Consider the following 14,739-nt stretch of genomic DNA (forward strand, 5'->3'; position numbering starts at 1 on the left):
AGTCAAATAAAGAAAAAATCTACTATTTTCTGGGATGGGAAATATTTCCTATTGTGGCTCACTGCTGATGAGGTTTTTTATCTTCAGGATTTTGTATGGAATCGCATTGTTTAAGGAAATGTAATGCAATTAAAATTAGCCGCCACTATCGCAGCGTTGACGCTTGCTGGCTTCGCATCACAATCGGCTATGGCCTCTGACGGAAAAGTGAACTTTGAAGGAAAAGTCGCACAAACGACTTGTACTAATAAAGGTGAGAACTATGTAAACCTTGGTGTCCTGAATCTTGGCGACGCAACAATGACGGACAAAGGGACAAAAGGTCTGGCTAACCGCTTTTATCTGAAGCTTGAGAATTGTACAGATTTCGCAAGTAAGAATGCCACAGTGAAGTTTACCGGCTCAGCGGTGGACGGTGATCCTAAGTTACTGGTTAACGCTACCGGTGCTGAATTTGCGACGCGCGTTGGCGTTGAGATTGCGGATGATAATGGCAAACAAATTCTGGGTGTTGATTCCAAACAATTTACATTGTTGGGCGTGTCTAACAAACTGTTATTTGATGCGCGCTTTGTTCGTACAGCCGAGACCGCCACTCCTATGACGGCAGGTAAGGTAGTGGCCATCGCAGAATTCGATATCACTTACCAGTAAGAATATTTCGGCAGATAATGCCGCCGCTCTTCGGTCCCTTTCGTCCTGAAGACCGTATCTTCCAGCTTCAACTCAGCTAAGAGTTAATTCATTTTCCTATAGCGACAATGCAATGCGTCTGGTAAATGGCCAGAGCGTTAATTTCTGTCGACTATGCATTGCTAAGGGCCGTTATGTTTCCACATTACTTTACACGCACATGCGCAGTCGCACTGTTGTCGTTCGGCTGCGCAACGCACGCTGCAGCAAGCATTAGCGTTGGTGGAACGCGTGTGATATACGACGCGGCTAAGCGGGAGGCCTCTGTCTCTATTCGTAATCTGGGTAATGCGCCTTACGTTGTGCAGGCCTGGATCGACGCGGGCCGGAGCGTGTGGCGGGAGATAAATCGGCATTGGTCGTAACGCCGCCGCTGTCCTGGTTAGATGCCGGCAAAGAAAACATTCTCAGAATCGTTAAACGCAAGGGCGCAGATTTTAGTGGGAGTGGCACTAAAACTAAATCAACCCCGTTTTATATTGTCCTTAATTGTCCTTCAGCAGGGGACACCGCCTTCAATATTTACACCCAGATAGATACCACAACTCCGATCGGGGATCTTGTAGGCGTGATCGGGTTGACCCCTGAACCGGATGTCGCACAAGGTATCGGTATCCAATTGTCCGATGAGGCTGGCAAGCCGATTAATCTTGGCACGCCCGTTCTGATGGGCAGACATGCTGGTGCAGAAAGTCAGCAAACAATCTCATTACAAGCTGCTTATTTGCAGATATCCGAGAAGCCAACCGCTGGGGTGGCGAACGGTGCCGTGACGTTCACAATGCGTCACAAATAAATGTGCTCTGCAACGGTAAATGCATTGCGGGGCGCATATCACTGCAATATTTCCATCACATTCGCAATTTCTTAAAACAGCATGCGTGTATATCAATATGAAAGGTAAGCTCCTTTGACATAAAAAAATCTAATTGCCCGATTGGTTATTAAAATTTGATGATTAGATAGTACGAATAGGCCGATTAACACCCTAAAAGGTTATGCCCACAATAAGGCGGGCATTAAATCCATAACTCAAGATAATTCAAACGACGGCATATTGGGCTGGTCCGAAAACGCCGATTATATTTTCCGAGGTCTGCAGGCCTTGGTCGCAGCGCACTGCCATTGGCGGCATGTATTCGTAGTTGATTGACTTCCATCGATTGTCATGACTGTCATTTACTGCCATGGGTCGCGATAAATAGTGCCGAAAAAACCGCATAGTTCAACGAGCGCGGCGGATTTTGCCTGCGGTCGGCTTGCCCCTCGCCGGAGTGTGAATTTCTCCCATTTTTTTAAATAGAAATATGATTATGTTAAAACTGAAAAAAACTTCTTCAATATTATTGGCAGCGATTGCCTTAACCGTTTCTGGTAGCGCGTTCAGCGTTAATCCCGGTGATTTGTCGAATGTACGTGGCGAGATAGCAATGGTGGCGGGCGGTTCGTTAGAAGGTAACTGGAATACCACCGGACGATATGTTTCATCAGCAAAAGGTGGTGTGGCGGTGGGTGCACTCGCCTTTGCTACACTCGATTCTGAGGCCGCGCTAGGCACCCTAAGTAGCAAATGGTACAAATATGACACCTACGCTACGGCCGTGGGTTCACAATCCAACGCCTGGGGATATAAGGGCACGGCGTTAGGTTTCAAGGCGGTCGCTGGCGACAAGGACGGCTCTGCCAATAATCTTCTTACCAACACCACGGCCGTTGGTTACAGCAGCCATGCGTACGCCAGTTATTCGACCGCGATTGGTGCTGATGCCGAAGTCCGCGTCGACGGTGGTGTGGCGCTGGGCGCGAACTCAGAGCTGGACAAATACCGTGACCAGACACCACAAGAAGACACCGTGGTCTATAACGGTAATATAGCTAAATTGAACTTTTTAGCAAAAAACAGCCGTCAAGGTGCGGTCTCGGTCGGTTCTTATTATCTGGGCAGCAGGTCCAACGAGGAAGTTGGTGGTCATCGGCAAATCAAACGCGTTGCCGACGGATCGGACAACAGCGATGCGGTTACCGTGCGCCAATTGGTCGAAGTCATCGTGCCGCTGGATAAAGACCTGAGTAATATTGACGCTAAGCTGACGGATCTTAATGCGCGTCTGGCTGGTCTTGTCGCGCTTGAAACTAAGATGAAAAATTTGGAAGCACGGATGCTGGTACTGGAGGACGGATCAGGTTATAAAAATAAGTAATTTAGTCGTTAATATTATGAGTGTTTTTTAAGTAAAACCTAACAGGAGTGGTCTACAGCATAGCTGTACACCATTTTTTAACTATGCTCCGTGTTGCCCTATGACTTATAAGTAGTGAACTCCCGATTTCGATCGATTGATACCAAAAATAGATGCTTTGGTCTCTTCCAATTTCTTTCGTTTCAATACAACTTTGATGGCAACTCGCGGCTGCTGCATCGCATGTGGGTGCGCTTCAACTTATCCTCACTCCGATGAATATTGATTAATACGAATACAGATATTTCTGCCTGATACAGATTTATCTGTGTCATTTAAAGAAAATTCTTAGTCAAATATAGATAAGTCCTCTATTTTTCTTTAAGGCAAATATCTACCATTGCACCTGTGTTCCTGATGGCGTTTGCGATGGCGCTAAAGCCGTTCGTGACAATAAAGTTGAATGGCGAATATCGCCAGCCAGTTATACGTTTGATACTGGCTCAAAAAATAGCGATCCGAAACTTTCGTTACTGACTTTGGTGGGAGTGTACCAAGGTTAAATTGATCCCATTCGATACCGTTTTGAATCGCCCTTAACCGTCCTGCGCTAAGAAATAGCGCCACTGATATTTCCATATCAATAGACCAAAAAATTTTATCCACGATGTTATTGAAGTGTCGGATTATCGCTCGCTTCGGATCTCTTTCACGGTATGGGTGAATTAAATTGGATTTTTTATTTTTTTAATTTAACGAATAAGATATGAATATACCAAAAAGAAGTAAACAAAATGCCCTCCGATTGTTACCTTTGGCGATAGGAATTGCGCTTTGTTCGGGCACCGCCTGGGCTAAACCCGGTGATGTCACATGGCAGCATGGCGGGATGACCAGAGAAGTGAGTAGTGATCAAGCCAGTTATTATGATCTTGCAGTCGATGCCCAGGGCGACCTCTACACGACAGAGGAACCCAAAGGATGGAGCAATGTGCTTGCGTTCAAAGGAGCCAGTCCTCGCTTCGAGCAGAAATGGACGGAAACAATTTTAGTCGAGGGTCCATCTAGACATCTGCTGCTCAAGGGCGACAAGCTTGCGACGCTATCGTCGGACGAGAACAGCCTCACGCTGATTGATCGGATCAGCGGTAAAGTCTCAAGCCAGACGAAAGTCAATCTTGGTGACCACAAGATTGAAAAGGTGGACAAACCGATGACCTTAGGCCGGGACGGCACGCTGTACTTCAATAATTGCAAAACCCGCATTAATGAAGGTATGACCTACTCTTTAGTAACTGCGATTGGTTTCGGCGACGGCTTGGTTAAATGGGAAAAACGGCCCTACAAACATGCCTATTGCACAGTGCCATTGACTACACAAGGCTATGTTTTTAATGCGCCTGCGCCCGCGGTGGATGCCGAGGGTACCGTGCATACGGTTACATCTCCCGATATGAGCAAAGAGGCTATCTTTTTAAATATAAAAGAAGACAACATCGTGCGCGGGCCGACAATGAAGGGGTTATTAACAGGACATCCTGTGCCAGGCCCCGATGGCATGCTGTATGTGATCGGTTATCCGGACGTGTTTGGCTTTAAAGATTATGGGCTATACGCCGTCAATCCAAAAGCTGATGCCTACCACGAGTCTGCTCAACGGATTCAGGGCGCGACGTTTGGAAGCAAGAACGTCCCCACTTTTCTGCCCGAGCCAGTTATCGCAGGCAATTCCATTTACTTCATGGATACCGCAGAAGGCGACAAATGGGCGCTCTCTGCAGCCACGTTCAACGATGGCAAGAGCGATGCGACAACGTTGCGCTGGACCTTCCCTTTCCTGGACACAGAAACCTGGCAAACCAAAGAGTACATGACCACCACACCGGCAGTTAGTGAGGATGGCACGCTCTATGTTGGGACCAATCTTGCCCTGTATGGCATTGATACCGTCACCGGCAAGCAAAAATGGAAGCGTACCGAATTAAACAATGCCGGTGCCAAAACCCTAACCATTGGACTGGATGGCACGGTGTATTTCATCGGCTGTAAGAGCAAATGTATTGTTGCCATTGAGGGTGACGGTAGTGCATTGGCTAAGGGTTCATGGCCTAAAGGGCGCGGTGACCTTGGCAACACCGGTCAGGCGCAAGTGGTTGAACAGCCGGACGTGATTGGTGCAGCACCTGTCGCTGCGCTTGAGATCAGTGGCATTACGGATGCAACGTTTTTTGGCAGGGTCTCCACTTTACTTGGCGCTAGCGGCTCTACCGATCCAGACGGCAAGGTTCAGCCGTGGGAACTGACGTATGCATGGAGCGTGACGCAAGCAGACATGGTGGAATTGGAATCCCCTGATTCGGTCTCGACCATGATCCGGCTGAAGGAAGTTGCAACCAAAGACTTCGACGTAGTTGTCACGCTAAAAGTGACCAATCCAGTGACCGGAAAATCTAGTGTAGCGCATCAAACTTTGCACGCCAAAGCGGGTAAGTAAGGGTTGTAGTTTATTTTTGTGAGCGGCATGACGGTCTGTTTATTTATATGAAAAATTTATTCAAACACATCGTGTGCCGCAAGTATGAATAACTGCATTTAACTATTTTATTCGTCAGTCATTTTTGCCATTCCTATGGCATAGGATGAATATTTTTTGGTTTCAAAAAGTATGTCACCGCTCTTAATACTTCGGTCGACGCGACGGACTGGTTGTTGCGGAACACGCTCCCTTAAAAAATTCTGCATAGTTTTTATTACATTTCGGACCGCCCTCGACGTGGTAATTTAATCGCGATAGTAGATGGGGACGTTAAATCATTTTTTTGAAAAGTGATATTTTAATTAGTACAGATTTCTCTTTGTCGAAAAGAGATTTTTCTGAGCGAAATTCAGATTTTTCTCGTAGATATTCAGTTTAATTTATTAGATAATTTTTACATTGATAGCGGTAACAAATTGTTCACAAAATTAAAAGTGTAAAGATAAATTGCCTGAGGCCGAGACAATGGTTTGATTAATGCCTGAGTGAATTGGCATACTGGTGTACAGCGCAATGCTGTGCACCATTTTTTTATGACCGTGAGCGATGCGGCCATTTTGGTCAACATGGCATTTCCTTTCTTCGACTCGATTAATCCTGATTTCACCATTTCAATAAAACCTTGCGCCTTTTGATCCAAGTACTATTATTAAGCCGCGCAAACCTTTGCGCTATTGATTTTCGCGACTTTTTATACTTTTCGTGAATTTTAAGCATCACGTAAATCAATAAATAAATAGAAAGATAATAGTAAGACCACAGGAGACTTTTGATGAATACCGTTAATGCGCGTATGTGCCGCCGCACCCGTCTAAAACTAATAGCTGCCACCATTCTGGTATGCGCTTTACCCGCCATTAGTCCGCCTGCCATGGCGCAGACCAAGCCTAAAGTTGCATTGGTCATGAAGTCACTTGCCAATGAATTCTTTTTAAATATGGAAACCGGCGCTAAAGACAATCAGAAAGCTAATGCCTCCAAGTATGATTTAATCGTCAACGGCATCAAGGACGAAACTGACACTTCCAACCAGATTAAGATCGTTGAGCAAATGATCATTGCCAAGGTCAACGGCATGGTGATCGCACCCGCTGATTCAAAAGCACTGGTACCAGTGATCAAGAAAGCGATCGATGCTGGCATTATCGTGGTGAATATTGATAACAAGCTCGACGATGGCGCGCTCAAGGAAAAAGGTATCGTCGTGCCGTTCGTCGGTCCGGATAATCGGATGGGTGCCAAACTGGTCGGCGACTATCTCGGCAAGCAAATCAAACGCGGCGATAAAGTCGGCATCATAGAAGGTGTTTCGTCCACCTTTAATGCCCAACAACGCACTGCCGGATTTCAGGATGCGATGAAAGCTGTCGGCGCAAACGTGGTCAGCGTCCAGTCTGGTCAATGGGAGCTCGACCCGGGCAACAAAGTGGCTGCGGCGATGCTCAATGCGCATCCCGATATTAAGGCGCTGTTAGCTGGCAACGATAACATGGCACTCGGTGCGGTCGCGGCAGTACGCGCAGCGGGCAAAACGGGCAAAGTATTAGTCGTAGGGTACGATAATATCAATGCCATCAAACCGATGCTAAAGGATGGTCGTGTACTTGGGACCGTTGATCAGTTTGGCTCGCAACAAGCGGTATTTGGCATCGAGACGGTGTTGAAGGCAATCGCTGACAAGAAGTCGCAGTCTAGTCTTTCGGGCGTAGTCGAAACCAAAGTACAGCTAGTAACTAAAGACACCAAGTAACACTTTTCAGGTTTACGTAAATCTGACCGACGGCGTTCTGCTTTCTTGCCGCATTAGCGTACTGTCTGCATCGGCAGAGTTGGGCAACCCGTCGCTGGTACGGTTTTGCGTAAGGCCGGCGTTGTCTGAATTGCTTCCAGGCGTTGTTTTTCTTATCTTAACGCAGTGCGGTATTCGTCGGCTTGATGCCCCAATTAATGTATTTACAATACCGCCGGTGGAGGCCGCATGCCCGCTGCAACGCACATTTTACAGAATAAAATACCAGCCTCGTTCATCGATGCGCATACTGGAGCAGCAGCACCGTTATTAGCGCTCACCAACATCGGCAAAAATTATGTAGTGCCGGTTTTGGGCGGCGTGTCGATGCAGATTTGCGCCGGTCAGGTATTGGCATTGACCGGTGAAAATGGTGCAGGTAAAAGTACCCTATCGAAAATTGTGTGCGGCTTGATTTCAGCCACTCAAGGCAGCATGTTACTGGACGGTCAGGCGTATCAGCCTGCCTCGCGCCAGGCTGCAGAAAAACTCGGCATTCGGATGGTGATGCAGGAACTGAATTTGATTCCTACCCTGAGCATTGCCGAAAATCTCTATTTGCAGCAGTTACCAAGTCGTTTCGGCTGGATTGACCGCTCGCGTCTGGAAGCAATGGCGCGGACGCAAATGACTGCCGTTGGTTTGGCCGATATTGATCCATGGACGCAGGTCGGTGATCTGGGCGTAGGTCACCAGCAAATGGTTGAAATCGCTCGTAACTTGATCGGTGATTGTCGCTTGCTGGTATTGGATGAGCCGACCGCGATGCTGACCGATCGCGAGGTTGAATTGTTGTTTTTGCAGATCGCCCGATTGAAGGCGGAGGGCGTCGCGATTGTCTACATCTCACACCGGCTGGAAGAACTTAAGCGCGTAGCCGACCGGATTGCCGTGTTGCGCGATGGTGAGCTGGTGTGCGACGCCGACATTCAAGGTTATTCCAGCGACGATCTGGTGCGATTAATGGTGGGACGTAACGTGGATATTGAGCGCGAACATAGCGTTCGGACCTTCGGTGCGCCGTTGTTACGCGTTCGTGACCTGGGCCGCCATGGCGTTGTGCATCCGACCTCGTTTGATCTGCGCGCTGGAGAAATTTTAGGTATTGCTGGCTTGATTGGATCGGGCCGCACTGAATTGCTGCGCCTGATTTTTGGTGCGGATCGCGCCGATCAGGGCGAATTATTCTTCGGCGACAATACCACCGCTACTAACATACACTCGCCCAAAATGGCGATCGCCGCCGGTCTCGCAATGATCACGGAAGACCGCAAAGGGCAAGGCCTTTTGCTATCGCAATCCATTGCCGCCAATACGACGCTGGCAAAATTAGACAGCGTTAGCAGTGTTGGCTGGATCGATAGTGCGGCGGAAGGTGCCGTAGCCGACGACTATATCGGACGTTTAAAAGTGCGCTGTCGGAGTAGCGCCCAAGCGGTCGGCGAATTATCGGGTGGCAATCAGCAAAAGGTGGTGATTGCCCGTTGGCTCTACCGCGATTGCCCGATCATGTTGTTCGACGAGCCGACGCGCGGAATCGACATTGGCGCCAAGTTTGAGATTTATCAGTTGCTGGCAGAACTGGCTTGCCAAGGTAAAGGATTAGTGATTGTTTCCAGCGATTTGCGCGAATTGATGCTAATTAGTGACCGCATAGCCGTTATGAGTGCGGGCCACATGGTGATGACTTTTGAGCGCGGAGCGTGGAGTCAGGACGCGATTTTGCAAGCAGCGTTTAGCGGGTATGCGAAGGCAAAGGACGATCCATCTGGAGAGACGGTTGCTGGCAATGCCATGCGTGCGGGATGATTCACTATGCTCCTTAAACTGTTCTCTTGCTCTATCGCTTGCTCTATCGCTTGCTCCATAGCTAGCTCAATGAGCATTTCTTGTGTCCAGCGTATAACTTTTTTTAAATACTGATAATGACAAATACTTCTCTAAAAACAGCGATGTCCGGCATGATTAATTACATCGGGCTGATTGGTGCGCTTTTGGCGATGTGTGCTTTGTTTTCTGTGTTGAGCGAAAACTTTCTGACGATGGAAACCTTTAAAACGCTTTCCAACGATATTCCGACTTTGGTGGTGATGGCAGTTGGCATGACGTTCGTCCTGATTATTGGCGGTATCGATCTGTCGGTCGGCTCGGTACTGGCGCTGGCGGCATCCGTATTATCGACGGCGATGGTGCAATGGGGTTGGGGTTTGTTTCCCGCTTGCGTACTAGGTGTTCTGGCCGCGACATTGTGCGGCGCGGTCACCGGTACCATCTCGGTCGGATGGCGCATACCTTCTTTTATCGTCTCGCTGGGCGTGCTGGAGATTGCCCGTGGAATGGCCTATCAAGTCACCAATTCTCGCACCGTGTACATCGGCAGCGCGGTAGATTCGATCAGCTCGCCAATTGCATTCGGCTTGTCTCCCGCATTTTTGGCTGCGCTGCTGACTGTTATCGCCGGGCAACTGGTCCTCACCAAGACTGTCGTGGGTCGGCACTGGATCGGCATCGGCACCAATGAAGAAGCGATGCGGCTGGCCGGTATCAATCCGCGTCCTAGTAAAATAATGGTGTTTGCATTGATGGGGTTGTTAGCAGGCGTCGGGGCGCTGTTTCAGGTGTCACGACTGGAAGCGGCCGATCCTAACGGTGGCGTGGGCCTGGAGTTACAGGTGATTGCAGCGGTGGTCATTGGCGGAACTAGCCTGATGGGTGGACGTGGCTCGGTAGTGAGCACATTCATCGGCGTACTAATTATTTCCGTACTGGAAGCAGGGCTGGCGCAAGTCGGTGTTAGTGAACCGATGAAGCGCATTATCACCGGCGTGGTGATCGTTGCCGCGGTCGTGTTTGATGCGTATCGCCGGCGCAACGAGCGTGCCGCATAAGGGTTCAATTTCAGGCGCAGAATGGTCGCTGGATTAGTCATTTTTTTTAAATTCATAGCAAATGAGAACTTAGTAGGGATGCAATTTCAACTCAGCTTTTACTTGATGTAGACGTAACTCAGATTAAATACAGATGCATCTTAATAAAATCACATGGCTACTATAAAAGAAGTAGCGCGGGAGGCGGGGGTTTCCTACACCACCGTGTCGCACGTGCTCAATCGGACCCGGCCCGTCAGCGACGACGCGCGCGCGCGTGTAATTGCAGCCGCAGATGCGCTGGGTTACGTACCTAGCGCATTAGCACGGTCATTAAAAAGTAAGACGACCGGTACGATTGGGTTGATCATTCCGAATAATACCAATCCCTATTTTTCAGAGGTTGCGCGCGGAATTGAAGACAGTTGTTACGCTGCCGGTTATAGCGTCATCTTGTGCAACTCGGACGATGATCCCGCCAAGCAGCGCGACTATTTGAATATGCTATTGACCAAGCGCTGCGACGGTCTGATCGTTGCGATGTTGGGTGTGGCCGACAGTGAATTGCTGCGCAAAATGAAAGTACCTGCGGTGCTGCTGGATCGCGCGAGGAAAGACCTCGCAGATGATCTGGCGATTGATCTGGTGGAGGTGGATAACGCTGGCGGCGGGGCGTTGGCTGCCCAGCACCTGTTGACACTGGGACGCACCCGCATCGCCTGCATTGGCGGTCCCGAAAGCATCGCGATTTCACGCGAGCGGATCGCCGGTTTGCGGCAGACGCTCGCGCAAGCTGGCACGCTATTGTCCGCGGCGCTATGTGTCTCTGGCGACTTTACCAGCGCTGGGGGTTACGCAGCGGCGTGTGGTTTGCTGGACCTGGTGCCATCGCAACGCCCTGACGCCATTTTTTGCTGTAACGATTTGATGGCTATCGGCGCGTTACGGGCTGCGGCGGAACGCGGTATTGCGGTGCCGCAAGCGTTGGCGGTGATTGGTTTTGATGATATTAATCTTGCGCAATTTGTGCACCCGCCATTGACTAGCGTTGCACAGAATACGCGTAAATTGGGGCAACTGACCGCAGAGTGTCTACTTGCGCGTATTGCACACCCGGAGATGACATCGCAAAGGCACACGATCGTGCCGGAGTTGCATGTCAGAGGTTCGACGGTAAGCGATTAGGTAGGTGTTTCAGGTGAATGACTTCCACTGAGCTACTTAAAAATTAAAGCATGAGAAAGCAGCAAATGATTGTTGTCATCGGCAGTATTAATATGGATTTGGTGATGCGCGTGCCACGCATGCCGCATCCGGGCGAAACCTTGTCGGGAGGCGTGTTTCAGACCATTCCCGGGGGTAAGGGCGCCAATCAGGCGGTTGCGTGTGCACGCCTCAGTCGGCAACGCGGCAACGTGGCGATGATCGCTTGTCTTGGCGACGATGCTTTTGGGGCACAACTACGCGCCGCGCTACGGCATGAAGCGATTGACGATACGCATGTGCATACGATTGCTGGCATGTCATCGGGGGTAGCGGCAATTTCGGTGGATGACAATGGCCAAAACAGCATCGCGCTGGCCGCCGGTGCCAACGCTGCACTGCTGCCCGCACATATTGATGCCGCACAGGATTTGATTGCACAGGCGCACGTGGTTGTGCTGCAGCTAGAATCTCCGATGGCAACCGTAGCGCATGCGATACGGTTGGCGCACGGAATGGGCAAGATCGTGGTCTTGAATCCGGCCCCGGCGCAAACCTTGCCGACTACACTGTTGCGCCAGCTGACGTATCTTATTCCCAATGAAATTGAAGCAGCGATGCTTGTAGGGCAGACCGCTACCACGCTGGAGGATGATAGCGAGGTTGATGCCGTCATCGCCAGACTTCGCGAGATAGGGTGTGCCAGGATTTTAGTAACGCTGGGTGCCAAAGGGGTACGCGCCGCGCTAGCGAACGGTATCCAGCACTTTACCGCACAGCCAGCCAACCCAATTGATACGACTGCCGCAGGCGATACCTTCATTGGTGGCTTTGTCGCTGCGCTGGCAGACGGTGAAAGCGAGGAGGCAGCGATTGATTTCGGTCAACGCGCAGCCGCCAGCAGCGTGGCGCGCGTTGGCGCACAAACTTCCATTCCGTACCGCCGTGACTTATTGCCGGCTGCAAACTAAGCTTTGGCACGCGATGTGAAGATGGTGAGTATTCAAATTAAATACATAGACCAAAGCGATTAAACCATGAAAAAAACACCACTACTCAACATTGCCTTATCGCAGCTAATCGCCTCACTGGGTCACGGTGACATGGTTGTGATCGGAGATGCCGGTTTGCCGGTCCCGCCCGGCGTAGCGCTGATCGATCTGGCGCTGACACATGGCGTGCCCAGCTTTATCGATACGCTGAAGACGACATTGAGTGAAATGCAGGTGGAGCATCACATTGTTGCTGACGCGCTATCGGACCAAAGTCCAGAGTTGGCTGCGGAAATTACCACTTTTGGCTTGCCTGACCAGCGCGTGGTATCGCATGCCGAGTTCAAGCAATTAACCCGCGCGGCACGCGCTATCGTCCGGACCGGCGAATGCACGCCGTATGCGAATATCATTTTAGTTGCCGGTGTGGTGTTTTGAGCCGTAATTTGAAGGTACGATTTGCGTAGCAATAAATATACAACGCCCGGAAACTTAATAAAGAGGCATATTCCCCGGGTACAATAACGCTATGAATATTTCATTGCCTGAGCTCGAAGAAGCCATTAATTATTGGCGCACCCAACGTCCCGCCATTGGTGAGGAGTGCGCGTTGTCACCCGAGGTTAACGCCTTGGCGACCGTGTATGCGTTGATGATTTTCAATCAGGTATCGAGCATCGCATTGGAGTCGATTGACGCTATTTCCCAAAAGTTGATCGCCGTGTGGCGCAGCCATCAAACCGCTTAACGGTGAACGCAGTTGACATTGACGATGAAGATTAGCCCGCCGGGCATGCGTTAAATACGATATTTGCACCGGTAATCCCCATCATTTCAGTGCTAATTTCAGTTTCCGACATCATGCCGTCAAATGCCGCGCCTGCCGCTGCGGCGCGACTGTCGGCGCATGCTCTGCCGCGATAACCGGCTTGGGCGCGTTAGGCAATTTAGGCGGTTGACCGGCGTAATCCGTACTCAACACCGCATTCACGCTGGCGTCACTCAGTCCCTGCAACCGCAACCATTGTCCGACTAACCCAGCCAGTCGATCCATCGCGATACGGTGCGTTGCATCGGTCTTTTTATACAACCAATCCGAGAACGCCATAAAGCTGAAGAACGGTGTATCGCCCAAAATGATCGGCAACGTATGGGCAAAGCGGCCGGAGTTAGCTACCAGGTCCCAATAACGGGAAAATCGCACCAACCGCTGCATCGTGGCGAAGTCGATCAGGTTGGTGGCAAGGATGGTATACGGCGGATGCGGGTCGAACACCAGACCGAAAGTCTGCGTATGCCGAATGATCGGCGTCCCGCGCAAGCGCTTCAAGATACCGAATTGAATTTCATGCGGTTCCAGTGCCACCAGCTTATCGAATCCGCGGGCGAAACTATCGACGTCCTCGCCCGGCAAGCCAGCGATCAAATCCACGTGCAAATGGGCGTGCGACTCAGTGATCAGCCAGCGTATATTGTCGGCGGCTTTCTGATTGTTTTGTTTGCGACTGACCAGTGCCTGTACGTCAGGATTGAAACTTTGAATACCGATCTCAAATTGCAAAGCGCCAGCAGGAAATTTAGTAATTGCTTCTTTTAACGCGTCCGGCAAATGATCGGGAACTAGCTCAAAGTGGGCAAACACAGGATCGTCTGGATGCGCTTCCAGTTTATCCAAAAAGAACTGCAATATCTTGAGACTGGTTTTAACGTTCAGATTGAAAGTACGATCAACAAACTTGAACAGTCTGGCACCGCGCGCGTGCAACGACTCTAATTCCGCCAAAAAATTATCCAGCGCAAACGGCCACGCGGTCTTGTCTAAAGCAGACAAACAAAATTCACATTTGAACGGACACCCGCGCGATGCTTCGACATATAACGTGCGATGGGCGATGTCATGGTCGCTATATAGTGAATACGGCAGCGCGATATCTTCCATCGGCGGTTGTTTGCCGATATGCGTTTTCATCAACGGCTTGGGGCCTTTGATGATTTGCTGACAGAGATCGGGGAAGGTGATGTCACCCCAACCGGTGACCAGATAGTCGGCGAGTTTGACGATCTGCTGCTGGTCAGACTCGTAAGATACTTCCGGACCGCCCAGCACAATGATGATCTCGGGCGCAACGCATTTCAGCATTGCCACGACCTTGGTGCATTCTTCGATATTCCAGATGTAGACCCCAAATCCGATAATTGTGGTGCTGCCGTCGGTCGCTTTGTGGGCCAATAACTTTTCGACGATATCGGTGGTTTTTGCCCCAATGACAAATTCGTGCAACTGGGTTTGATCGCGCAGGTCACCCATATTGGCTTGCAGGTAACGTAAACCTAGCGAGGCATGGGAATAACGGGCGTTAAGCGTGGACAAAAGGATGGTCATGGTGAGGGCTTGCCGTGCGAGCAATAAGTCTGATTGATGCACGATTTTACGCGTCTTGAGAGGGATCGACGTTTTATTGTCAGAAGGGGGGAGATT

The 14,739-nt window shown here is 50.1% G+C and carries 13 protein-coding genes; 12 read left to right on the forward strand and 1 reads right to left on the reverse strand.

What is annotated here, in order from left to right; genetic code table 11:
- Nucleotides 1–123: 123 nt before the first annotated feature.
- The 12 genes from HAV38_RS16335 to HAV38_RS16390 all read left to right on the forward strand — a co-directional run bounded on the left by HAV38_RS16335 (nt 124) and on the right by HAV38_RS16390 (nt 13,008).
- Nucleotides 124–654, forward strand: coding sequence for a fimbrial protein (locus HAV38_RS16335; RefSeq protein WP_168056427.1), 531 nt, complete (start codon nt 124–126; stop codon nt 652–654).
- 173 nt (nt 655–827) lie between these two features.
- A complete protein-coding gene (locus HAV38_RS16340; RefSeq protein ID WP_209216782.1) occupies nt 828–1,058 on the forward strand; it encodes a fimbrial biogenesis chaperone in 231 nt (76 codons plus the stop codon).
- Nucleotides 1,028–1,489: a fimbrial protein gene (locus tag HAV38_RS16345; RefSeq protein WP_168056429.1), complete on the forward strand. Its 462-nt coding sequence runs from the start codon at nt 1,028–1,030 to the stop codon at nt 1,487–1,489. Before HAV38_RS16340 ends, HAV38_RS16345 begins: the two co-directional genes overlap by 31 nt.
- Before the next feature lie 517 nt (nt 1,490–2,006).
- The gene (locus HAV38_RS16350) at nt 2,007–2,894 is read left to right on the forward strand and encodes a hypothetical protein (protein ID WP_168056430.1); all 888 of its coding nucleotides are present in this window, start codon (nt 2,007–2,009) and stop codon (nt 2,892–2,894) included.
- Between the two features lie 745 nt (nt 2,895–3,639).
- The gene (locus HAV38_RS16355) at nt 3,640–5,367 is read left to right on the forward strand and encodes a PQQ-like beta-propeller repeat protein (RefSeq protein ID WP_168056431.1); all 1,728 of its coding nucleotides are present in this window, start codon (nt 3,640–3,642) and stop codon (nt 5,365–5,367) included.
- An 835-nt stretch (nt 5,368–6,202) separates the two neighbouring features.
- Nucleotides 6,203–7,159, forward strand: a complete 957-nt coding sequence (locus HAV38_RS16360; RefSeq protein ID WP_168056485.1) for a sugar ABC transporter substrate-binding protein — start codon at nt 6,203–6,205, stop codon at nt 7,157–7,159.
- A 228-nt stretch (nt 7,160–7,387) separates the two neighbouring features.
- Nucleotides 7,388–9,007: a sugar ABC transporter ATP-binding protein gene (locus HAV38_RS16365; protein ID WP_168056432.1), complete on the forward strand. Its 1,620-nt coding sequence runs from the start codon at nt 7,388–7,390 to the stop codon at nt 9,005–9,007.
- 116 nt (nt 9,008–9,123) lie between these two features.
- The gene (locus HAV38_RS16370; protein WP_168056433.1) at nt 9,124–10,086 is read left to right on the forward strand and encodes an ABC transporter permease; all 963 of its coding nucleotides are present in this window, start codon (nt 9,124–9,126) and stop codon (nt 10,084–10,086) included.
- Between the two features lie 153 nt (nt 10,087–10,239).
- A complete protein-coding gene (locus HAV38_RS16375; RefSeq protein WP_168056434.1) occupies nt 10,240–11,250 on the forward strand; it encodes a LacI family DNA-binding transcriptional regulator in 1,011 nt (336 codons plus the stop codon).
- A 65-nt stretch (nt 11,251–11,315) separates the two neighbouring features.
- Nucleotides 11,316–12,239, forward strand: a complete 924-nt coding sequence (rbsK, locus tag HAV38_RS16380) for a ribokinase (protein WP_168056486.1) — start codon at nt 11,316–11,318, stop codon at nt 12,237–12,239.
- Nucleotides 12,240–12,305: 66 nt separating this feature from the next.
- Nucleotides 12,306–12,698, forward strand: a complete 393-nt coding sequence (gene rbsD / locus HAV38_RS16385; RefSeq protein ID WP_168056435.1) for a D-ribose pyranase — start codon at nt 12,306–12,308, stop codon at nt 12,696–12,698.
- A 91-nt stretch (nt 12,699–12,789) separates the two neighbouring features.
- Nucleotides 12,790–13,008 carry a DUF3717 domain-containing protein gene (locus tag HAV38_RS16390; RefSeq protein ID WP_168056436.1) on the forward strand — a complete coding sequence of 73 codons (219 nt, stop codon included), beginning with the start codon at nt 12,790–12,792 and terminating at the stop codon, nt 13,006–13,008.
- Nucleotides 13,009–13,119: 111 nt separating this feature from the next.
- Here the strand turns inward: HAV38_RS16390 and HAV38_RS16395 are convergent, their stop codons facing one another.
- Entirely contained in the window at nt 13,120–14,643 is a 1,524-nt protein-coding gene (locus tag HAV38_RS16395) for a B12-binding domain-containing radical SAM protein (protein ID WP_168056487.1), read from the reverse strand.
- Between the last annotated feature and the right edge of the window lie 96 nt (nt 14,644–14,739).

Origin of the sequence: Glaciimonas immobilis (assembly GCF_011947285.1) — a bacterium.
Classification (GTDB): domain Bacteria; phylum Pseudomonadota; class Gammaproteobacteria; order Burkholderiales; family Burkholderiaceae_D; genus Glaciimonas; species Glaciimonas immobilis.

Excerpts from the sequence above, each read along its gene's own strand:
- HAV38_RS16370 (WP_168056433.1), top strand. The coding sequence starts at position 9,124 with ATGACAAATACTTCTCTAAAAACAGCGATGTCCGGCATGATTAATTAC.
- rbsK (WP_168056486.1), top strand. The coding sequence starts at position 11,316 with ATGATTGTTGTCATCGGCAGTATTAATATGGATTTGGTGATGCGCGTG.
- HAV38_RS16360 (WP_168056485.1), top strand. The coding sequence starts at position 6,203 with ATGTGCCGCCGCACCCGTCTAAAACTAATAGCTGCCACCATTCTGGTA.
- rbsD (WP_168056435.1), top strand. The coding sequence starts at position 12,306 with ATGAAAAAAACACCACTACTCAACATTGCCTTATCGCAGCTAATCGCC.
- HAV38_RS16375 (WP_168056434.1), top strand. The coding sequence starts at position 10,240 with ATGGCTACTATAAAAGAAGTAGCGCGGGAGGCGGGGGTTTCCTACACC.
- HAV38_RS16365 (WP_168056432.1), top strand. The coding sequence starts at position 7,388 with ATGCCCGCTGCAACGCACATTTTACAGAATAAAATACCAGCCTCGTTC.
- HAV38_RS16390 (WP_168056436.1), top strand. The coding sequence starts at position 12,790 with ATGAATATTTCATTGCCTGAGCTCGAAGAAGCCATTAATTATTGGCGC.
- HAV38_RS16395 (WP_168056487.1), bottom strand. The coding sequence starts at position 14,643 with ATGACCATCCTTTTGTCCACGCTTAACGCCCGTTATTCCCATGCCTCG.
- HAV38_RS16335 (WP_168056427.1), top strand. The coding sequence starts at position 124 with ATGCAATTAAAATTAGCCGCCACTATCGCAGCGTTGACGCTTGCTGGC.
- HAV38_RS16350 (WP_168056430.1), top strand. The coding sequence starts at position 2,007 with ATGTTAAAACTGAAAAAAACTTCTTCAATATTATTGGCAGCGATTGCC.
- HAV38_RS16340 (WP_209216782.1), top strand. The coding sequence starts at position 828 with ATGTTTCCACATTACTTTACACGCACATGCGCAGTCGCACTGTTGTCG.
- HAV38_RS16355 (WP_168056431.1), top strand. The coding sequence starts at position 3,640 with ATGAATATACCAAAAAGAAGTAAACAAAATGCCCTCCGATTGTTACCT.